Consider the following 22,062-nt stretch of genomic DNA (forward strand, 5'->3'; position numbering starts at 1 on the left):
ACTATAAAGAATCTCTTTGAATAAATTTAAAGACATTATTTACTTCTTCTTTTTTATTTTTCAGGATCATATATGCTGCAGATTCGCCCATTGCTTTAAAATCAGTAGTAATCACTGTAATTCCTAGCAATTCTTTTAACGGAGTTTCATTGTAGGAAATAATTCCGATGTCTTCACCTAATTTCATGTTATTCTGTCTTATTTGTTTTACCAGATTCACCAAATCACGCTCACGGATGGTAATAAAAATATCCTTTTGTAATTCCATATCAGGATAAATTTCGTCAAGAATTTCATAATCAAGTTTAAAATCTTTACAAAACTTCTCAAAACCACGTACAATTCGAAAAGGGTATGGATGAATAGATTTATCAGGATATACCAAAATGATTTTTTCGTATTTCTTGATTTTTTCCAAACCTTCCTCTAATGCATTATAAATGTCATGTTCAAAATCCTGAAAAATGGAACCATATTCTCCTGAAATATTAGGTTTTGTATTATCTAAAAGCAACAACTTATTTTTTGGAATCTGTTCGATAATATTTAAAACTTCCTGTGTAGAACTCGTATGTTTAGACTGTTCATCCCGAAAATGGGGCATAATAACATAATAGTCAAATCCACCCAGATTCTTTTTTAATGAATTAATGAAAAGCGTTTCGTCACAGTGATAAATATACATTTCAACATTTCCTTTGGTTCCGATGGCATTGACGAAATAATTGTAAATCATCATTTTATACGTGCTCGGTTTGTTGATGAGAAAGAAAATATTGATAATATCATTTTTATTGATACGTGAAATATAGTATCCTTTACCTTTTACCGACTCAATAATCTGTCTTTTACGAAGTTCTTTATAGGCTTTTTCTACGGTATCTCTCGACAGAAAACAGGATTCGCTGAGTTCATTAATAGAGGGTATTTTCTCTCCGATCTTAATTTCTCCGCCGTCAATTCCATTTAGGATAGAATCTACAATCTGTTTGTATTTGGGAACTCTGGAATGTTCATTGATATTTATTTCAAATGTTTCTGCCATGGCTTTGTACAAGATGTTATTATTAGTCTGAAAAAACTAATTTCAAAATTTGCTTAACGGTCGCATACAAGATACGAAAATTTAGAATAAATGATTTTCATCATGTTTAAAATTTATATTGATTTTAAATTTATGATTTTTAATATGTTATAGGTTTTGGTTTGTTGTTGTTTGAATTATTAAAATCCCCAAATTATTAACTGAGATTGAAATATCAGATTTATCGTGAAATCTTATGTTTAAATCGAACTTCAAATATTTCCAATAAAAAAGCCTGCTCCTTTCAGAACAGACTTCAACTAAATATGAATGTGAAATTTTTTAAGGCATTTTTTCGAAACCTTCAGCTTTTATTTTCCAGGTTCCGTCTTTCGGAAATCCAGGGAATTTTCCTGTGGAATTGTCCCAACCTTCCAGCATCATTGCAACGGTTGTTAAAACACCACCATTTCCAGGTAGATAAATTCTCAAACGTTCGTCCTGATAATTATGACCGTTTTTAAGATAAGTATTGGTTTGAATATCCATGAACAAAGCATCTAAAGCTTTATTTGGAAGTCCTAATCTTGCCGCATTCATTGCGGTCATCGGGAAATCCCAACCCCAGGTGTGACTCCAGTTCCATCTTTCCCAAACGATATCAAGCGTATTTTTCATTATCTTCTTATCCAATTTAGGAGATTCCGGAACCATTCCTAAAGCTCCTAAAACAGCAGGGTGATCCGTCATCCATTTTGGAAATGTGAAAGAATCCTTTGCCGATTCAGTAGATAAATAAACACCATCCTGAACAGGAAGTGGAGCTAATTTATTGATGACATCATCCCATTTTTTATCTCTTGATTCTCCCAATCTTTCTTTCCATTGTTGAGCCACTTTCAACGCCCAATCCCAGTACGCCACTTCATAAGTAGGATTAAAAGTATCTTTAGCTGGGAAAACTTCCTGAGCGGGAATGACACCTTTTCCTAAGTTGTAACGGTTTCTTTCTTTGTCGTAAGTCGCAAAATCTGCCATAAATTCTGCTGTTTCAAAAACCAGTTTTTTATATTTTTCTAAAACTTTTTTATCTTTGTTGTGACGGTATAAAAGTTCGGTCATGTAAATCAAATGCGGCTGTTCCCAAATCAAAAATGCAGCAACAGAAGACGGACTTTCATTCCCATCATTATCCGACATCTTAATCCATCTCACACCTTTGTAACCTTGTCTTTCGGCTAATTTTTTTGCTTTTTCAAATGATCTGAAATAATAATCCAATTGTTTTTCCAATATCTCAGGTCTACCCCATAAAGCATAATGAATGCCATGCCACCAATGCATTTCTGTATGTGGCTTTCCGTACCAGCTGTTGAATGTCAAACCAGTTTCCTGCGGCGGATTGCTTCCCCCACACTGAACCTTTGTTAAATATTCTGAGAGCACGACTCTGCGTTCCAATTCGTTTGCTCTTGGGTCTGTACTTCCTTCAAAATCAACAGCAGCACCGCTTTCCCAGAAGTTTTTCCAGCCAGAGGTACTTTCTTTTTCAGCGTCAGCGAATAAAGTTTTTGATGTTTTTTGATTTTTAGCTGAAAACTCAACGCTTAATTCTACCGTTTTGTTTTTTGTTGAAGGCTCGTAAACAAAATAGTGTTTTCCGGCTTCGCGTAATTTTCCATCGGTAAAATAAAACTGAGTGTAATAATCAGTACTTTGTAATGTATGTTGAATCAATCCTTGCGTTGCTTGTGACGAAACGATTTTTGTTGAATGATCATTTTCATTTCCATAGAAAGCAGCATCATCCAAAAACTGTCCGGTTGGAGAAGGATATTTCGCAAAAACTTTTAATTTGTTTTCAGAAATCAAATCAGATTCAATTTTCACCCCGATTTTATCTGAATTTTGGAAAGAAGCCGTCCAAACTTTTACCACTTTTCCTTCTAAAGAAAATTCGCTGCTAATAATTCCTGTCCAGACATCAAGCGTCTGTTTAATGTTGGTTAAATCTGATATTTTCGCTTTCTGACCGTCTTTTTTATACAGTTCAATCCCGATATTTCCCAACTGCAAACGGTGTTGGTTCACACGGTAATACTCAACGGCACCTTTGTTTCTTTCAGGTTCTTTAATTTGTACACTGTACAATGCTTTTCGTCCGTCATTATTAAAATCGTACGGTTTCAAAGTTTCCTCAAATTTATAATTCTGAGTATTCGGAAAACTGTTCCAGCCCCACTCAGATTGAGTTCCCAGCGAAACTCCTTTTTTGTAAACTTCAGGAAACGATTGCATTCCGGTAATGTCGACCGTGTAAGCAAATTTTCCGTTTCCAACTGTCAAAGAAGATAAAGTATCCACTTTTGTATTGACAACATTATGTCGCTGAACAACTTTTTTACGGTCGATTTTCTGAGCATTCAAGGACGAAATTCCCATTAAAAATATCCCGATATATGTTCCTAATTTCTTCATTTTTCTTTTATTTAGGTAATAAAAATTATTCAATTCTATATTTTATTTGGGCAGCTTTTTACTACTTCGAATGTCTATTTATTTTTTTATGGCAGACATTTCCGCCTTCCACTCCCAATCTTTTTTGCAAGACGATTTTAGTTAGATAGAACTTACAGTCCAAGCAAAAAAGGATTTCCGTTCAAGTCGGGCTGCAATTTCCGTTGTATCAAAATTAAACATCATATATTACGATTGTTGCTTTCGAATTCTTCGGCTATTTTTCGTTAAAAAATTTAAAGTCTGTTTAAATTCATCAAAATTATTTCCCCAACCCTAAAGGGAGTAATTTTGATGAAATTTTCAAAGCATTTTTCCACCCTTTAGGGTTTGGGGAAAAGAAAAATGCTTTGAGAATTTTACTTTTAACCACATTCTTAATTCGTTCATTCGTAACATCAAATCCTATTTCAAAACAGTTGCACTCATCATTCCAATCACCACATCATTGCTTACTGCAGTCAGTTTTACAGATTTCAATTCTTTATTTGGGTCAATCGGCAAATCCAGAATTGTAGCAGAACCACCATCAACCTGACGGTCTGTAAATCCTTTGATGCTCGAATATTTACTCAGAGTTCCACCTTTGTACAATTCTCCTGTCTTCAATTTTACCCGATACGGAATTTTGTCATCCGGAATTTCAAAAGCAAAATTATCATCAAACAAATCCTGCTCAATCGGCCACCAATTCGTTGGATTTTTCAACTCTAATTTTGAAGTCGAACCATCAACATATTGAACCGTAATTGTTCCGTTCACAATCTGCGACTGCATTGGATTCGTAGAACCAGCCATCAGAAAATAAATCTTCTTTCCTTTCCCTGAAATCGGAATTTCAAGAGAGTCAGAATAATTATCCCACTGACTCACAAATGCAATATTTTTATCCGTTTTATCAATTAAAAATGGAATTCCAAAGAAATCAACTTTGCCATTTTTTCTTTTGTTCATTAGTCCGCTGTCATCGATTTGAGCAGTGATTAAAGGATAACACCAATTCCCGATTCCCTGCCACGGAAGCTGTAAAGTAGGGACTTCCAGTCTTGGCGAAAGATATTTTTGATTGAAAATTTCGGTTACTTTTTCATTGTATTTTGATGCTAATGAAATGTTGTTAAATTGACCTTGATTTTCAATTTCCCAATCCGTGATTTCAATATTCTGTTTAATTCCGTTGTAATCTAAAACTATTGAATTGGTTCCTTTGCTTAAATAATTTGCAGGAATTTCAATTGTTGTATTTTGATTTTTTTGAATCGAAAAAGTTTTGTTTAAACCATTGACAGTTAGTTTTCCATTGATTGAATTTGCTGATTTTGATTGAATCTGCAATTTTTTATTCATCCACTTTGTTACCAAAGGAAAACGGATATCCACATTCACAGGTTGCCACCAAGTTGTTCCGTTTTGCTCAACTTGTACGAAAAAAGTTCCTTTTCTTTCCTGATTGTCTAATTGGATTGCGTGGTTAACCACCCCGTCTTCTCCCTTTGGTCGAATCCACCCCTCCAGAGGAGGGGAATTTTTCACTATACCTTGTGGGTTGTAGATATTTTTAATTTTCTTTTTTGAATCAAAATTCAACTGAAGATTTTCAGAAATATAATTGATGTAATCCATTTGTTCACTTCTAATTTCTTCGCCTGAATAATTGATTTCAATTTTAAAATCATTTCCTTTCGGTGTTTCAAACTGAATAATCGGCTGTAAAATAGAATTTGGTTTTACTTTCCAATCCACATTTTTACCATTTATTTTCACCGATTTGATGTTGGAATAATTCACAGGAATCTGCATTTCCAACGAAACCTGATTTTGATATTTTGATTTAAATAAATATTCTGTTTTCTTGGAAGTTCTTGTAAACTGATAATCCCAATCCGGAAGTTTCAGCTCGGCGGAATTCCAATCTTTCGGGAATCCTGGTTTGATGCTGATTTTATTTTCCAGTAAATTTGGATAAACTCCAAAAAGTCCTTCCGTCAAAGTTCTCGAAGCCACACCAATCGGGTCAGCAAAATCTCTGTACAATTCTCCACGAAAGGCATCGTAATGAGAAAGCTGTTCAAAATTCCCCGGACTGATGCCGTAATACATCGACTCAACCAAATTTCCTTTCCAAAGTTGGTAGGCATCCTCATTTCTTCCGGCTTGCCAATACGCTAAAGCGGTCTGTAAATTTTCCGCCAAAGCGACGTTGTTTATCGACCAATCGTAAGGTTGCCAATTGGTTGTTGCCAAAGTATAATACTCTTTATTTTCCGCGCCTGTAACTTTTATCGGAATTTTCGGTGTGTGATGATTGATGTATTGTAAGTTCTGATAATCCTCAAATTCATTCAAAATAAATGCATCGGAAACGTGATAGATTGACCAAATTCCAGGTTTATCGTGAACGATTTGATTGCCCAAAGCATCTTTAAATTCAGAAAAATAGCCTTTTTCTTTAATCCAAAGTTCGTTTTTCATTGCCTTTAAAATTGCATCAGCTTCCTGGTCGTAAGGTTGTGGATTTTCGCCAATAATCTTCGCTAGTTTCGCCATTTCACGGTTGGCTCTGTAATTATAAGCGGAAGTATGTGTCACTTTTCCGCCAGAATATTGCAGTGCATCGCTCGCCCAAATCGCAGCATACGCATCATACAAATCGCCACGCTTGAAATTTCGTTTTTCCCAATCCATATGGCGAACCATCGTTGGCCACATTTTCTTCAGAAATTCTTTGTCTCCAGTGTAATTAAAATGTGAAAACATCTGGTCAAAAAATACCAGATTCATATCGTAATGATGCGGTTTTGTATTGTCATTCGGATTTCTGGAAATGTATCCGCTTGAAAAAACGGATGTTCCCATTTTTTCTTCGTGTCGGGCAAGATGACGCATCGTATCCATTTCGACAGGTGCAAAATCGGGTTTCAGAACCTGCGAATTGGCATAACTTTCAAAATGTTCTTTTGCCCGGTCGTGCCAGTTCAACGCATCAGCCATGTAAGCGCCACGCCACGCATTCAACCGCATTCTCCACGCCACGGCACCGTGAAGGAATGTCGGACTTTCCCATATTCCGTCTGCAGCGATCGCTAAGTTGGCTCCGAAGTTATTCAAATCTGCATCCGGAGTTTTTAATTGAATTCTATTGGTTAAATTTAATCTCGACTTTTCAGCTTCATTAAATAGAGTTTTTAACTCTTCATCGGAAAATTTTTTATCTGATTTTCCTTTTGCAACCTGAATATAAACCGGTAGTTTTTGCGAAGAATAAGAAGCGTAAACAATTGGGGATTTGTCTATTTTATTTTTAGTAAACTCGGAAAGATTTTCTAAAGTCTGAGCATCGGTTTGCTGTAATGAATTAACATTTGAAAAACTTCCGCTAACGGTTTGCGTTTCTTTTTTCTTATTTAAATAATTAAGTTGAAACTGATTTTTATTCAACTGAAACTGATTATTCAGGCAATATTCAGGAAGTAAATAAAATCCGGATTCCGGGTCTGCGCCGATGTCGCCATTTCTGCTGAAAGTCGTTCCGCTTGCACCGCCGTAAACTGCGTAGATTTTTGTTGTAGAATCTATATTTACAGTTTCCATTTTCACCACTAAACCTTCTTCTTTTGCTTGAGCTAAAACAGTCAGTTTTAAAATCCCGTTTCCAAGAATCGGGTCTTTGATTTCATACAACATCGAACCTGGTCGGTAACGGGTTTCAATTTTATCAGCCTGAATTAATTTCTTAATTGAATTTCCTTTCTGAATAACAAACTGAAGATTCCCGCCCATCCCCGGAAGGTACAATGCGAATTCCGGCAAATCTCCCGCTTCAACTCTAGATGCACGGTTATCGCCATACAAAGCACGGTTGAATCTGTACTTTCCGTTGACCAGCAAAAAATCGCCTTTGTCTTCTTTATAATGCAGTTCACGCTCATTGTTCTGCCAATGTTTCGATTGGGAATAGGAGAGTGAGAATGCCGATACAATCAGAAGTCCGGCGAAAATGGTTTTCCTGCGCATTTTATTTTTTAAGATATTCTGTATTCATTTCTATTATATTGAATATTTCGAACACTAAGCTCACAAAGAGTTTTGAGAGTCATCTATTAAGTTTAGTCTCACAAAGCCGCTTCGCTTAAAAAAGCACACCGTTTTACAAGAAATCTTATACAAGCGAAGCGGCTTTGTGGGCTGTTACACAATATATAGTTTAAAAATATTGTGTACTTAGTGTCCAATTATACAAATCTGAATTACGGTTTTAGCTCAGTTAAAGGTTGTCCGTTAACGGTTACATTTTTAAGCGTTACATTTTTCATATAATCCACTTTGTAAGGAATCTGAACGCCAACCATTTTGGCATTAATCATCGTAAAATCTGTTACTGGTGATGATTCGTAAGCATCAGAAAATACAGCATATTTTCCACCTTTATCAACGGTTAAATTTTCAACCCAGATATTTCTCATTGTCGGAATATGATTTCCCGGTTTTTCGTAATGCATATTGAAACGCACGGCAGCTTCTTTGTAAGCACCTACTTTTGTGTTGTAGAAAAATACATTTTCGATTATTCCGCCACGGCTTGAGCTGGTTTTAATTCGTAAAGCACGATCAAGATTTTTACTGTCCATTACATTTCCGATAGCGTAAATGTTTTTCGCACCGCCTGCAATTTCACTTCCAATCACAACGCCGCCGTGACCGTCTTTCATTTCACAGTTTTCGATAATGTGATTTTCGGCAGGTCTTCCAATGTCTCTTCCGTCCTCGTCTCTTCCTGATTTGATGGCGATACAATCGTCTCCGGTGTCGAAATATGAATCTTTAATCCAAACATTTTTACAAGCTTCAGGGTCGAAACCATCGTTATTTGGTCCGTGGCTGATTACTTTTACTCTTTCGATTAAAACGTTTTCACACAACACAGGATTTAAATTCCACATCGGGGAATTTTTCACCAAAACATCCGCCATATAGAAGTTTTTAGACTTGTAAGGCTGAACGAAATTCGGTCTTAAATAATATCCATCCCCAAAAATTCTTTCTCTTGCAGGTTTTCTCTGCGCCATATATTCATGAAGTTTCGCTCTTGCAGGATTTTGTCTTCCCGGACGAGTCTCATTATAACCGTATTTTGTTGCACCGCACCAGAACCACCAATTATCCAAATCAGCATTTCCGTCCAGCGTTCCTTTGCCGGTAACTGCTATATTTTCTTCTTCGTAAGCATAAATTAAAGAGGAATAATTCATACATTCCATTCCTTCCCAACGTGTGAAAACGATAGGGTAATCTTTGCTGTCCTGACTGAATAAAATAGTTGAACCGTCGCTTAAATGTAAATTAACATTACTTTCCAGATATATTGCTCCTGTTAAGAAAATTCCGTTGGGAACAATCACTCTTCCGCCACCTTCTGCACTGCATTTTTCTATTGCTTTTTTGAAAGCTTCTGTATTTTTAGTTTTGCCGTCTCCGACTGCCCCAAAATCGGTGATCAGATAATCAACTTTTCTGAAATTTGGTTTTGTGATCTGCTTTTTAAGTGCTTTGATTTCACTTAATGGTTGTTTTGAAGAAGTCCAGGGTTTATATTGTGCCGATAAAGGTATGGCTATTAGTGAAGTGAAAAGAATAACTGCAAGTTTTTTCATAATGATCGAGAATTGTTTAGTTTTAAAATAATTCCTTTTATAATCGCAATCTAAAATAATTGTGGCTAAGAATTGTCCTGCACTGTCGGGATAGTTAAAATTCAGTGAAATTTTCTTTCTAATTAATTGTTTAGAGCTAATATAAACCACAAAAAGGAAACCTCTTAACAGAGATTTCCTATATTATCAATCGTAATGAATTTTATATTTTAATGCTAATACCGAATCGGTAATTATAACTTAATAGAATTAATTAAGTTCATAATTAGCTATTACCATTCCTATCATGAAATGCACATAATTCTGCTCAACTTCCTGTCTGTTGATCAGTTTATTTTTATATTCATAAGAGTCTAATGCTTTTGATAATCTCTCATAAGCTTCAAATTCTTCCTTAATTTTCACTCTTACATTTCCATCTCTTTTAGTAATAAGCTCATTATCCAAAGTTCTTACTTTAAACAAAACTTCGCATAATTTCGGATTAAATTTCATTGATCCTGTATATCTTTCAACTATATTGACTTTGAAAGAATCAAAAAAAATTGTGTTAAAAACAATATTAGAATTGGGCTCCTGTGTATTGAGCTCAAGTTTATAGTTCATTAATTTAAATTTTAGCAAAGATATGCTTAATTGTATAAATTTAGAGTCAATTTTAATTCTTTTTATAGTGAAAAGCATAAACAGCATTATAGTCTGATTAATTAAATTAAGGCAAAGACATTAAAATTTAATTTTTATTAGTGATTAATTGAAAATATGCATAGTAATTAAATAAAATAAGATGAAAATAAAAAAAAAGAAAATTTTATTTATTTTAAAATGGCAAAGAGCTTGTCATAAAAATAGTATAGGTATATGTAATTGTAAATAAGTGACTTGAAATAAAGTACAGGAATTTTTATGATCATTTATTTTGCTCCTAATAAGCATTTGCGTAATTTTATACTCCGTAAATAGAATTCTTATAAAAGTAAGCAAAATGGAAAGATATAATTACGGGATGATCGGTCTTGGAGTGATGGGGCGAAATCTTCTTTATAATATTGCAGATAACGGTTTTTCTATCGCAGGATTTGATCTTGACGAAGAAAAAGTAAAAGAATTGGAAGGCGGTGCTACTTCAGAAATGAATATAAAAGGCACAGACTCTTTAGAAGACTTCGTTTCTGCATTAGAAACCCCAAGAAAAATAATTTTAATGGTTCCTGCGGGAAAGCCTGTGGATGCAGTTCTGGAAAATATTACACCGCTTTTGAGCAAAGGTGATATAGTGATTGATGCAGGAAATTCTTATTTTAAAGATACCGAAAGACGTATTGCTGATCTGGCTTCGAAAAACCTTCATTTCATGGGAATGGGAGTTTCCGGAGGTGAAAAAGGAGCGAGAAGAGGGCCAAGTATTATGCCTGGTGGTGATTTGGAAGCATTTCATCTTCTTAAACCAATGTTGGAATCGATTGCAGCTAAAGTTGATGGCGAAGCTTGCACCGCTTATATGGGCAAAAGTTCTGCAGGAAATTATGTGAAAATGGTTCACAACGGAATAGAATATGCCATCATGCAGTTGATTAGTGAGGCTTACGATTTATTGAGAAAAGGAGCAAAATTAAATAACGATCAGCTTTACAATGTTTTTAAAGAATGGAATAATGGCGACATGAATTCATTCTTAATTGAAATTACCAGAGATATTTTCCAGCAAAAAGATGAGTTGACAGATGGGTATCTTGTTGATCAGATTTTAGATAAAGCCGGAGCAAAAGGAACCGGAAAATGGACTTCCGAGCAGGCAATGGAAATTGGTGTTTCTATCCCGACCATTGATATCGCTGTAACTTCAAGAATTTTATCCGCATATAAAGAAGAAAGAGTAAAGGCTTCTCAATTGTATACTAAAGAAGAAACTACAATTCCTGAGAATACCGAATTATTCATCAAAGAAGTGGGTGATGCATTGTATTTAGCTACTTTAATCAGCTATGCACAAGGATTGGCATTATTGGTTAAAGCTTCTGAAGAATATGGTTTTGAAATTCCTTTAAGAGATGTTGTGAAAATCTGGAGAGGAGGCTGTATTATCCGTTCTGTATTGTTAGAAAAATTCTATTCAGCGTATACTCAAGACGAAAATCTATCTAATATTTTATTGGACAAAGAAATTTCTGAAATCGTTAAATCAAAAATTAAATCATTAAGAAAAACAGCTGCTTTTGCGGCTTCTAATGGAATTTCAAGTTTAGGAATTCAGACTGTTTTAGGATATTTTGATGCGTATACAACAGAATCTTTACCGGTAAATTTGATTCAGGCACAGCGTGATTATTTCGGAGCACACACGTACCAAAGAATCGACAGAGAGGGTATTTTTCATACTTCTTGGCAAAACCTTAATAATTAAAATTCGGAAAAATGAACGACAATATAGTTTTGAAGCCAACGACGATCATAATTTTTGGTGCTACAGGAGATCTGGCAAAAAGAAAACTTTTTCCTGCGTTTTATAATTTATACATCGATGGCAGAATGCCCAAAGGTTTTAATATTGTAGCACTGGGAAGGGCAGATAATACCGATGAATATTTTAAAAATTACATCAAAGAAAATCTTGAAAGCTTCTCAAGAAAAAAAATAACTGCGGAAGAATGGGCTGGTTTTCAGGCTCATATTACCTATTTTCAGCATCAGCTGGATGAAGAGAAATCTTACACAAACCTGCAGGAGAAATTAGCAAAATTTGATACCGTTTACGGAACAAGAGGAAACAGGTTATTCTACTTATCAATCGGGCCGAATTTTGTTTCTACCATTTCGAATCATATCAAAAATGCGGCATTAGCTTCTGATCCGAAAAAAGACCGTATTATTATCGAAAAACCTTTTGGACATAATAAACAGTCGGCAATTGAACTCAACAGTTTACTGGCTGAAACTTTTGAAGAAGAGCAGATTTACCGTATAGACCATTATTTAGGGAAAGAGACAGTACAGAATATCTTGGCATTCCGATTTGGAAATTCTATTTTTGAACCGCTTTGGGATCGTCATCATGTAGAATCTGTTCAGATTACGGTAGCAGAAGAAGTGGGAGTTGAGACAAGAGGAAGTTTCTATGAACAGACAGGAGCACTGAGGGATATGATTCAAAACCATTTATTGCAGATTCTGTGTATGGTGGCTATGGAGCCGCCTGCTTCACTTGAATCTGGAGAAATCCGAGACCGTAAAGTCGATGTTTTGAAATCAATCCGCAGAATTTCTCCCGATAAAGTTGATCATTACGCAGTAAGAGGTCAATATGGAAAGGGAACCATCGATAAAGTTAAGGTAAAAGGCTATCGTCAGGAAGAAGGTATCGCACCAGATTCAAATACAGAAACTTTTGCAGCCGTAAAATTCTATTTAGATAACGAAAGATGGCAGGATGTTCCTTTTTACGTTCGTACAGGGAAAAAAATGAAAGAAAAGCATTCTTATATTACCATTCAGTTTAAGCCGCTTCCGCATTCTACGTTTTCAGACAGTTCACAGCTTTTATCAGCAAACAGATTGATTATCAATATTCAGCCTTTAATGGATATCAGATTGCAGTTTATGACCAAAATGCCTGGACTTTCATTGGATTTAAAACCGGTAGAAATGATCTTTGATTATTTTGCCTGTCAGGAAAACACTCCGGAAGCATATGAAACCTTATTGCTTGATGCTCTTATGGGTGATTTAACACTATTTATGCGTTCTGATCAGGTAGAAGAAGCTTGGGATGTAGTAAAAACTATTCAGGAAGCCTGGGAAAGCACAAAAGATTCATCTTTCCCGAATTATGAAGCCGGAAGCTGGGGACCTGAAGACAGTTTTGCATTGGTTGAAAGACAGGGACATAAGTGGGTTTAATTAATTAAAATTAAAGAAAATGAGCATTACGGTATTTGATGATTTAGATACATTATATAAAAAAGCGGCGGATACATTTGTTGATCTTTCAGAGAAATCAATTCAGAAGCACGGTAAATTTACGGTTGCGTTAAGCGGCGGTTCTTCTCCAAAAGCTATTTTTAAACTATTGGCAACAGAAGAATATTCACAAAAAATCGACTGGAATAAAGTATATTTTTTCTGGGTTGATGAACGTTGGGTTGCCCTAGACGACGAAAAAAGCAATGCTAAAATGACGTTTGAAACGTTGCTGAATAAAGTTCCTGTCAGTGGAGATCAGATTTTCCCGATGTATAAGGATGGAGTAGAGCCGGAAGAATATGCCAGGGAATATGAAGCGCAAATCAGAAACGTTTTGGGCGACGAGGGTGTTTTTGATTTTATTTTATTAGGAATGGGAGATGACGGTCATACGGCTTCATTATTTCCTGGTGAAGCTATTTTAGATGAGAATGAAAAATGGGTGGATGCTTATTACCTAAAACCACAGGAAATGTTCAGAATCACTTTAACGGCTCCGATTATTAATAAAGCTGAAAATATTTTGGTCGTTGCGTTCGGAGAATCTAAAAAACACGCTTTGAATGAAGTGTTGAACGGTGAATACAATCCCAAATTATATCCTTTACAATTGATTGAAAGAAAAGATGGTTTTCAGTTTTTTACAGATGAAAAAGCGAGAGGATAATCTTTTGAATTAAGAATATAAAAAAGAGCGTTGTGAATATTACTAACGCTCTTTTTTGTTTTAAATGCAAAGACTTATTATAAACATTCTATTTTTAGAAGGCAAAGGCAAAGGCAAATGAAATTTGCTTCGCGAAGCTTGAAAACAACGCTTCGTAAAATCAACTTTGCGTTAAAAAAATTACGTTTAATTTATTGTAAACTTAAATCATTTTTGGTTTAAATTTTTCCACCGCTTCCTTAGAAACCGGAGTAAAGAAATTTACCAAATTCCCATCCGGATCCCGAAATAGCAGAGATTTATTTCCCCAAGGCATCACCGTTGGCTCCTGAACAATTTGAGAAGATAGAAAATCTTTTAACCGTTCAAATTCCTGATCTGCATCATTCACTAAAAACTCAATAATTGTACTTTGATTGGAAGCAGGTTTGGCAATATGATCTCCACCAAAAAGCTGTAATGTTCTCATGCTTCCGATAGCAATAGTCGCATTTGGTGTTTGCAATTCGGCAAAATCCGGAGTGTATTGGATGGCGGTGATTCCTGTTATTTCTTCATAAAATTTCACAAGACGGTCTACGTCGGCGGTAATAATTCTTGTTGAGACTAAATTCATTCTTAAGATTTTTATCCTTCAAAGTTAAGTTGAAGTTGTGACAACAGTTTGTCAGTAGTTTTTTTCTCAAAATAAAAAAGAGGCAGTTTATTGCCCCTTAATTTAACGTTTTTATAAGTAATTTTAGCCTTTATGATAAGGACATCCTGATGGAGGATTTACACCAAGTTCACTAATTGAAGCGGGGGTTGTCATATTCATGGCTGAAGGCGCATTATAGAACTGCTCTTCAATTATTTGTCTCTGATCTGCAGGAATATCTTCGATCTTACGAAGCGTATTTACCTGGATGTGTGGCCAGCTTGTCGTACCGCCATCGTTTCCGAAATCAAATTCAAAGAATATAATCTGCTCATATTGCAGCTGTAGAATTTCTTTTCCGTCTTCAATCACAGTTTCAATCCATAAACGGAAATCGACTTCAACGGTAGGAACAAAACGGTTTACAAAAGGAACATTTAAAATTCCGCCCTGAGCACCCGTTTTCATTTTCGAGGACATTTGTATTAAAACAAAGTTTGAAACTTTCTGACCTCTTAATGTGTCTCTTAATCGTAAATCCGGTCTTACGCAATAAGGATATAATTCATTGGCAAGTATTCTCTGTGTGTAGATTTTATTGGAGCCTGGGTCATTTTCATCGGTTAATTTTTCATGTACCCAAGCTGGAGCAGGTCGGTCAAGGTCAATAGGATTGGTAGCACTTGCTCCTGCGCCACCCATTGTTCGGGAGATTGCAAGGTGATTGGTATCCCACGCAGCATCACCGTATGGAAATTCCGGTGAGCCGTCAATTAAATAACTGGAACCTTCCGGTGCAATATCTCCTAATAAAGTAATGGTACTTCCGTGAGGGATAACTCCACTTCTGGAAATAGAATAATCAGGGATGAAATAAGGTCTTGTAATTCCGTCCATTGGCTTTAGTTCCTGTGCCGGAATAATTTCGTAATATGGCTGATCTTCCTTTAACTGACTTAAAAGAATGTATGAAGAAGTACCGTTTTCGTCTCTTACCTCAACCAAAGGCTCGTTTCTGTATTCTCCTTTGTAGCCGTATTTTTCAAAGTCTTCAGTAGAAAAAGCATGAATTCCGCGGTCTCTTTCGATGGTTTCTTTAGTTGCAGCGTAATTGTAAACGTCGCTTAACCAAAGGTACATTCCGTTTTCTTCGTGAATTCCAGCGTATTGTAATTCCGGATTTCCTTCTACTTTATTAACGCTTTTAATGGTTTGATCATATTTTACCGCGCCACAGAACAGTTCCGTTGCACCACCACGGTTACGGACACCACCCGGAACAATTTCGAATGTTAATTTTTCAATATATTCTTCCGTATCGAAGCTGAATTTACCCGGAATATTATTTTGATCTGTACCAGGCGAGGGCATAATTGTCGTGTGAATTCCGCTTCCTAACGAAGGTCTGTCTATGTTTTTATTATAATTGGCATTGTAACTTACCCAAGTGCCTTCCAGTGCTGCTAAAATACCGTAGTCCACATTGTTGGCGATTTTCTGCAGGTTTTCTTCTCTAAAGGGTCTCACGGGATCATCGATAAGGAGTTTTGAATATCCATCCATGATTTGTTCTAAAGTGCCTTTCTGATTTTCAGCCGCACCCCTGAATAATTGACTCTCGTTTGTACTTTCTTTTTTTCTTTTAAGCATGATGTATCATTTTATGGTTATGATCTTTATTGGGAGATATTCAGAGATAGCATCTTAGAATCCATCTCGTTTTCAGAAATGGCTTTTTGTTTTGAGTTATCCATGGTTATCAGTTTTGTTTATCCAAAATTAATCAGAACGTGATAGATTGTTTTCAGTATTTCTACTTAATTTTTATATATTTTATTTTAAATATGCTTAAAAGGTCTTTAAACAAAGTGTTATTGTGTTATTTTATTTTCACTTAATTTAGAATTATTTTAAATAAATGTCATAATATTTTATTTTCCTTTACTGTTAAAATGGGTTAAATATTTTATGGATTTAGAAACAAAGGGTGAAAATTTCACTATATTTATTGATAATAGCTCATATATGGAAATAAATATTACGGTGAAGCAATTGGGCAAAAAGCATCCTATTCTTACGGAGCAAAAGCTTGAAATTGCTTATAATGAAAGCAGTATCTCATTAGAAAATCTATTAAAAGTAATCGTTCAGCAGCAGGTGGAAGCATTCAATGCAAAATCTTTTGAGCTGGAAGATATAGATGAATCTAAAATTCCACAGGATAATTATTTAAATATTCTGACCGATACAGGAAAAGCAGGTTTTGGAAGTATTTACAATCAAAAAAGAGCAGATCTTGAAAAAGCTCAGGAAAATGTTATTCAGGCTTTTGAAGATGGAATGTTTGTTGTTTTTTACAATGACGAACAGCTGGAAAATCTCAACCAAATTATAGACCTAAGTTTACAATATACCTTTACATTCATCAGGCTTACGTTTCTGGCAGGAAGTTATTGGTAATAAAATACACTAAATCACAAAATCAATGGAAATCAGTGAAAAATTAAAATCGAAAAAAGTTGTCGATTACCACAAGAATTTAAAGAAAGACCTGAAAGAACAGGCAGAAAAAGGATTATTATCCAAACTTTTTTCTAAAACAAAGCTAAAAAAAGAAGTTGCAGAATTCGGATTGCTTCTTCTCGGCAAAAATGATTATTTTGAAGAAATCACATTAGGTTCTTCTCAGGCTGAAAAAATCAAGGAACATATCAAAAGTAATATTTGGGAAGACAAAGAATATTACGAATTGCTGGTGTATTTCTTTGGTGATAAAGCCGACTTGGTAAAATATATATGGAACAAAATGCCTTTCAAAATGTATCAGACAGGCTACAATCGCCGTTCGTTCCGTACACCGAATAATGAAAGATTTACTTTATTGAATCAGGTGAATTTGATCAGGACTTTGCTGGAACTTCCAAGTATCTATTCTTATAGCTCGGGATATGAGTCTTATGATCTTTCTCTGGAAGAACAGATTATTTATGATACTCAGTTGTCAAATAATCGCAGTCAGTTTTACCTTTGGTCGGCAGCTATTGATACAGGAAATAAGGAAATCTGTCAGCTAATCGAAGATATTATTTTCAATAAACATCCTGAAGGAAAGGTTTCGCAAAATATCATCAAAGCTTTACTGAACAGCGAACAGCAACATTGCTGGGAATTGGTAGAAAAACTTTTGCTGGCGGCGCAGCGACAGGAAGGTTTAAGACAAACCATTTTGGAATCGCTGGATGAAACCAATACACAGGCTTTACAATACATGACGAATGTAATTGTTGAAAACAAACTGACCCGTTTTTCATCTATTGTACGATCTATCGGAACCTGGACGGGGCTCGGCTGGGAATCTGAGAAAGAAACCGTGGTTAAAAATATTGTTTCACTGGCAAATACATATTTCAACAATCCGGAGCAGATTCCTGAAGCTGTAAAAAGCAAAAATAACAATGAAGTATATATGGCGCTTTGGGTTCAGGGCGTTTGGGATGTGGAACAGACGGTTCCGTATTTACATGAATTGTTCGATAAAGGCAGTATAGAAAAGAAATGTCTGGCGATAAAATTTGCCGCAGAAACAGCTGATCCGTATATTCAGATGCCGCTGTATTATAAAGCTGTTTTAGATGGTGATCTGCAGGTTTTAGCGTTTGCCGGAAATCCGATGTCAACGTTATTGAGCTTTAATATAAAGTCAAAATTTTTCATCAATAATAAAGATTATCCCAATTTCTTTGAAAAAATTCATGAATTAACACAGAAGATAGAAGTTAAAGAAAAAAAGTTTGAAGGAAAAGTTTTCTCATGGCAAAATGCAACGTTTAAGAAAAGCGATTTATATGCTTCGATGTTTTATCTGGTAGGTGAGGATAATGAAAAACTGGATTTGGTGCTTTCTTATTTTGATCAGTTTGAATTAGTTTTAAGAGAGCAATTAACGAGAAATCTTTTGGGTGATTTCTATTGTTATTCTTACTCCTATAATTTTGAAAAGAAGAAAAAAGCGGTAACACCTTTCCAGAAAGATTTTGCCTTTAGAATTATTAAGGATAGAGGAGAGTCGCTTGTGGCTTCAGGAATCAATGTTTTACAGCAAGATCCTTTGGATAAAGAGGAAGCCATGATTTTCTATGATTTATTTAAAAGAAAAGGCGGAACTCTTCGTAAAAAACTGATCGAATTGATGCTGAAACAGGAAGATTCAGTATTAATCCCATTGGTGGAGGAATTAACTACGAAAGGCGACATTGAGCAGAGAACCGCTTCATTGGATATTATGCTTCAGCTTCAGAAAGATAAAAGATTGTCTGAGCAGATTACAAAATGGACAATGCAGTATGCCGAAAAAGCGAAAATTTCAGATAGAGAAAAAAGTTTGTTAGATCAGATTAATCCTTCCGAAGATCAGGAAATTCTCTCTGCTAAAAATGGATTCGGGTTTTATAATCCTTCTGTTAAATCAAAATATGAATTGCCAAAAGTAGAAGCCGATTCGGTGTATGCGAAAGCGACTCAAAAAGATAAATATGGCTTTACGCAATCGTTGGATCATATTAAAAAAGAGCTAAAGAATTTGAATGATTTATTTCTTCAACACAAAGATTATGAATATGAAGTGGAAGACTGGAACGGTTCTTTAACAAAAGAATTGATGGGAAACAGTTTCAGGCAAATCAAAAGAAACACAGAAGGATTTACAGGTGAAGAAATATTTGCCAATTATCCCTTGCATGAGGTTTGGGAACAATGGTATAAAGATTCTAAATTGGAACCGAGAGATTTGTTTTTGTTGACATTTGTTGAAAGTTGTGACCGTAAAAAGTTCAGGGATTTTCTTGAAAATTATGTGTTTTATCATAAAGATTTCATTCCGAATCCTCTTAAAAACGATTATTACTGGAACAATCCGGTTAAAAATATTATTGCATCCTTGGAATACAAATTTGCCTTTGAAGAACAGACCGATTTCCTTATTGATGCGTGCAGCAATTTGTTTGCCCATCTTCCAAAAGATATAATTAATTATAAATCAAAACCAAGCGAATACTATTACAGTTATAATGGAGACGGATGGCAAAGTACGGGCTTTTTCAATGTGTTTTTGCAGTCGATTCCGTTTAAGAAACTGACCGACAAACAGTTTGCAAAAGTCTGGAATTTATACCGATGGATGCAGTTCAACGGATTGGAAGAAAATATACAGCATACAGTTCCTGATTTTTATCTGTTCTGCAAAGCTTATGAGTTAAATCTTATTACCAAAGATGAATTGTATGAAGGAATTTTTACGGCAGAAAGAGCAATCCGGGATCTTACAACAACTAAGTTTTATCACAACAGTGAAAAATATCTGGAAGTTTTTCCTTTCCTGAAACCTATTATTGCAGAAATTCAGAATAAATTTTTGGATATTGAATTGATTCGTGGGGATGCCAACACTTCAGTTTCTCATTTTGTACAGGAATTTCAGACGATATATAGCGCTGAGCGTTTTGTTCAGATTTTAAAAGGTTTAGGCAAATCGAATTTGTATGCCAATTATATCTACAGTTATGGTAATGAAAGTATGACCAAACAAAAGCTGTTTTCTTATTTGTTGTCTAACTGTTATCCATTGGAAAGCGATACGCAGGAATTGTTTAATGAAATGATGAAGAAAGAGAAAATTGCCGAACTTCGTTTGATTCAGGCTGCCGTTTATGCACCGCAATGGCAGAAATTTATCAGTAATTATTTAGGTTGGAAAGGGTTGGATTCTGCCATCTGGTGGATGCACGCTCACACAAAAACAGGTTCTTATCAGGCACAGAATTCCAGTCTGGAAAGTGAAGTGGCAAAATATTCTTCCGTAGATGTTCAGGAATTTCAGGATGGTGCGGTTGATAAAGATTGGTTTATCCAAGCCTATAAAGAATTAGGAAAGGCACGTTGGGAAATGTTGTACGAATCTGCAAAATATATCTCTGATGGAAACGGTCACCGAAGGGCAAGATTGTATTCTGATACGCTGACAGGTGATTTGAAAATAAAAGAAGTAACCGCAAAAGTAAAAGATAAACGTGATCAGGATTATCTTCGAGTGTACGGATTAGTACCTTTAAGCAAAACAAATCCTGACAAAGACGTTTTAAACCGATACGAATACATTCAGCAATTTAAAAAGGAGAGTAAAGAATTTGGTTCTATGAAACAGGCGAGCGAAGCACTGGCGATTCGTGTAGCGTTGGAAAATTTAGCCAGAAATGCTGGTTATCCCGATCCGATTCGTCTGACCTGGGCAATGGAAACAAAGCAGATTCAAAATCTGTTATCAAAAGAAACTCAGGTTACGATTGATGGCGTTACGGTTGGTTTAATTATTGAGGACGACGGAAAATCTGAATTGGTAGTTTTCAGAGAGGATAAACAGTTAAAATCAATTCCGCCAAAGATTAAAAAAGATAAAGCGGTTATAGAATTGGCAAATAACCGTAAAATTATGCGTGAGCAGTGGAGCCGCTCCCGAAAAGGATTGGAAGAAGCCATGATAAGAGGTGATGAATTTTTCTATACGGAAATCAAAAAACTTTTTGAACATCCGGTGATTATAAAGCATTTAGAAAAGTTAGTTTTTATTTCCAATGATAATACAATAGGATTTTTCCATGATGGAAACTTGGTTGATGCCCAAGGAGAAATTCATGAATTAAATGACGAAAGTACACTGAGAATTGCACATTGCGCAGACTTGCATCAATATTCCGTTTGGAGTGATTTTCAGCATTATTGTTTTAAAGAAAAACTGATTCAGCCATTTAAACAGATTTTCAGGGAACTCTATGTTCCTACACCGGATGAATTGCAGGAAAAATCGGTTTCCCGTCGTTATGCCGGGCATCAGATTCAGCCAAAACAGGCGTTAGCTTTACTGAAAACCCGAGGCTGGAAAGTAGATTACGAAGAAGGATTGCAGAAAGTGTATCATAAAGAAGGTTTTCAGGTCAAATTATATGCTATCGCAGATTGGTTTTCCCCCGCAGATGTTGAAAGTCCGACACTTGAGACGATAGAATTCCATTCGTTAAAAGATTATAAAAATATTCCTTTTGAAGAAATCAATCCGAGATTGTTTTCTGAGGTAATGCGTGATATTGATCTGGTAGTTTCCGTAGCTCACGTGGGTGGAGTAGATCCGGAAGCGAGCCATTCATCCATTGAAATGAGAGCGGTACTAATGAAAGAAACAGCAAGATTGTTTAAAATGGATAACGTAACGATTGAAGGATCTCATGTATTGATTAAAGGACAAATGGCAGACTACAGTGTGCATTTGGGAAGTGCAGTTGTACATCAGGTTCCAGGTAAGTATCTGTCGATTCTCCCTGTTCATTCACAGCACCGAGGTCGACTGTTTTTACCTTTTGCCGATGATGATCCGAAATCTGCTGAGGTTTTATCGAAAGTATTATTATTGGCAAAAGATCATGAAATACAGGATCCGACAATACTTTCTCAGACTAAAAAAGAATTTGTATAAATTTTAAAAATTTCATTTAAAAAAATAGAGATTGTTTCCAAAAAGCAGTCCCTATTTTTTTTATTAATTGCCGATGTTGAAAAA

General features: G+C 35.4%; 12 protein-coding genes. 5 read left to right on the forward strand and 7 right to left on the reverse strand.

The features are described from left to right. Position 1: 1 nt before the first annotated feature. The 5 genes from ASG22_RS03175 to ASG22_RS03195 all read right to left on the reverse strand — a co-directional run bounded on the left by ASG22_RS03175 (position 2) and on the right by ASG22_RS03195 (position 9,798). A complete protein-coding gene (locus ASG22_RS03175; protein ID WP_055980475.1) occupies positions 2-1,045 on the reverse strand; it encodes a GntR family transcriptional regulator in 1,044 nt (347 codons plus the stop codon). A gap of 321 nt (positions 1,046-1,366) precedes the next feature. Continuing rightward, a complete protein-coding gene (locus tag ASG22_RS03180; protein WP_055980478.1) occupies positions 1,367-3,502 on the reverse strand; it encodes a hypothetical protein in 2,136 nt (711 codons plus the stop codon). 444 nt (positions 3,503-3,946) lie between these two features. Further along, entirely contained in the window at positions 3,947-7,555 is a 3,609-nt protein-coding gene (locus ASG22_RS03185; RefSeq protein ID WP_055980481.1) for a DUF4450 domain-containing protein, read from the reverse strand. Positions 7,556-7,788: 233 nt separating this feature from the next. Then, positions 7,789-9,192 carry a glycoside hydrolase family 28 protein gene (locus ASG22_RS03190; RefSeq protein ID WP_055980484.1) on the reverse strand — a complete coding sequence of 468 codons (1,404 nt, stop codon included), beginning with the start codon at positions 9,190-9,192 and terminating at the stop codon, positions 7,789-7,791. Positions 9,193-9,441: 249 nt separating this feature from the next. Beyond that, positions 9,442-9,798, reverse strand: coding sequence for a hypothetical protein (locus ASG22_RS03195; protein ID WP_055980487.1), 357 nt, complete (start codon positions 9,796-9,798; stop codon positions 9,442-9,444). A gap of 379 nt (positions 9,799-10,177) precedes the next feature. Here ASG22_RS03195 and gndA point away from each other — a divergent pair, with 379 nt between their 5' ends. From gndA to pgl, 3 genes are read left to right on the forward strand one after another with little or no spacing between them, the layout of a single operon-like run. Beyond that, positions 10,178-11,596 carry an NADP-dependent phosphogluconate dehydrogenase gene (gene gndA / locus ASG22_RS03200; protein WP_055980490.1) on the forward strand — a complete coding sequence of 473 codons (1,419 nt, stop codon included), beginning with the start codon at positions 10,178-10,180 and terminating at the stop codon, positions 11,594-11,596. 11 nt (positions 11,597-11,607) lie between these two features. Continuing rightward, the gene (gene zwf, locus ASG22_RS03205; RefSeq protein WP_055980493.1) at positions 11,608-13,089 is read left to right on the forward strand and encodes a glucose-6-phosphate dehydrogenase; all 1,482 of its coding nucleotides are present in this window, start codon (positions 11,608-11,610) and stop codon (positions 13,087-13,089) included. Positions 13,090-13,108: 19 nt separating this feature from the next. Further along, complete coding sequence (pgl, locus tag ASG22_RS03210) at positions 13,109-13,819, forward strand: 6-phosphogluconolactonase (protein WP_055980497.1); 711 nt, start codon at positions 13,109-13,111, stop codon at positions 13,817-13,819. A 202-nt stretch (positions 13,820-14,021) separates the two neighbouring features. On the opposite strand, the gene ASG22_RS03215 is transcribed toward pgl, so the two are convergent. Further along, on the reverse strand, positions 14,022-14,435 hold the full coding sequence (locus ASG22_RS03215; RefSeq protein ID WP_055980500.1) for a VOC family protein: 414 nt from the start codon (positions 14,433-14,435) through the stop codon (positions 14,022-14,024). A gap of 123 nt (positions 14,436-14,558) precedes the next feature. Continuing rightward, entirely contained in the window at positions 14,559-16,106 is a 1,548-nt protein-coding gene (locus ASG22_RS03220) for a peroxidase, FMP-type (RefSeq protein ID WP_082504932.1), read from the reverse strand. A gap of 318 nt (positions 16,107-16,424) precedes the next feature. Here ASG22_RS03220 and ASG22_RS03225 point away from each other — a divergent pair, with 318 nt between their 5' ends. Continuing rightward, positions 16,425-16,916, forward strand: coding sequence for a hypothetical protein (locus ASG22_RS03225; RefSeq protein WP_055980503.1), 492 nt, complete (start codon positions 16,425-16,427; stop codon positions 16,914-16,916). Between the two features lie 25 nt (positions 16,917-16,941). Next, on the forward strand, positions 16,942-21,978 hold the full coding sequence (locus ASG22_RS03230) for a DUF4132 domain-containing protein (protein ID WP_055980506.1): 5,037 nt from the start codon (positions 16,942-16,944) through the stop codon (positions 21,976-21,978). The last annotated feature ends 84 nt before the right edge of the window (positions 21,979-22,062 follow it).

Source organism: Chryseobacterium sp. Leaf405 (genome assembly GCF_001425355.1).
Lineage (GTDB): Bacteria > Bacteroidota > Bacteroidia > Flavobacteriales > Weeksellaceae > Chryseobacterium.

Excerpts from the sequence above, each read along its gene's own strand:
- ASG22_RS03215 (WP_055980500.1), bottom strand. The coding sequence starts at position 14,435 with ATGAATTTAGTCTCAACAAGAATTATTACCGCCGACGTAGACCGTCTT.
- ASG22_RS03175 (WP_055980475.1), bottom strand. The coding sequence starts at position 1,045 with ATGGCAGAAACATTTGAAATAAATATCAATGAACATTCCAGAGTTCCC.
- pgl (WP_055980497.1), top strand. The coding sequence starts at position 13,109 with ATGAGCATTACGGTATTTGATGATTTAGATACATTATATAAAAAAGCG.
- zwf (WP_055980493.1), top strand. The coding sequence starts at position 11,608 with ATGAACGACAATATAGTTTTGAAGCCAACGACGATCATAATTTTTGGT.
- ASG22_RS03225 (WP_055980503.1), top strand. The coding sequence starts at position 16,425 with ATGGATTTAGAAACAAAGGGTGAAAATTTCACTATATTTATTGATAAT.
- ASG22_RS03185 (WP_055980481.1), bottom strand. The coding sequence starts at position 7,555 with ATGCGCAGGAAAACCATTTTCGCCGGACTTCTGATTGTATCGGCATTC.
- gndA (WP_055980490.1), top strand. The coding sequence starts at position 10,178 with ATGGAAAGATATAATTACGGGATGATCGGTCTTGGAGTGATGGGGCGA.
- ASG22_RS03220 (WP_082504932.1), bottom strand. The coding sequence starts at position 16,106 with ATGCTTAAAAGAAAAAAAGAAAGTACAAACGAGAGTCAATTATTCAGG.
- ASG22_RS03190 (WP_055980484.1), bottom strand. The coding sequence starts at position 9,192 with ATGAAAAAACTTGCAGTTATTCTTTTCACTTCACTAATAGCCATACCT.
- ASG22_RS03195 (WP_055980487.1), bottom strand. The coding sequence starts at position 9,798 with ATGAACTATAAACTTGAGCTCAATACACAGGAGCCCAATTCTAATATT.
- ASG22_RS03230 (WP_055980506.1), top strand. The coding sequence starts at position 16,942 with ATGGAAATCAGTGAAAAATTAAAATCGAAAAAAGTTGTCGATTACCAC.
- ASG22_RS03180 (WP_055980478.1), bottom strand. The coding sequence starts at position 3,502 with ATGAAGAAATTAGGAACATATATCGGGATATTTTTAATGGGAATTTCG.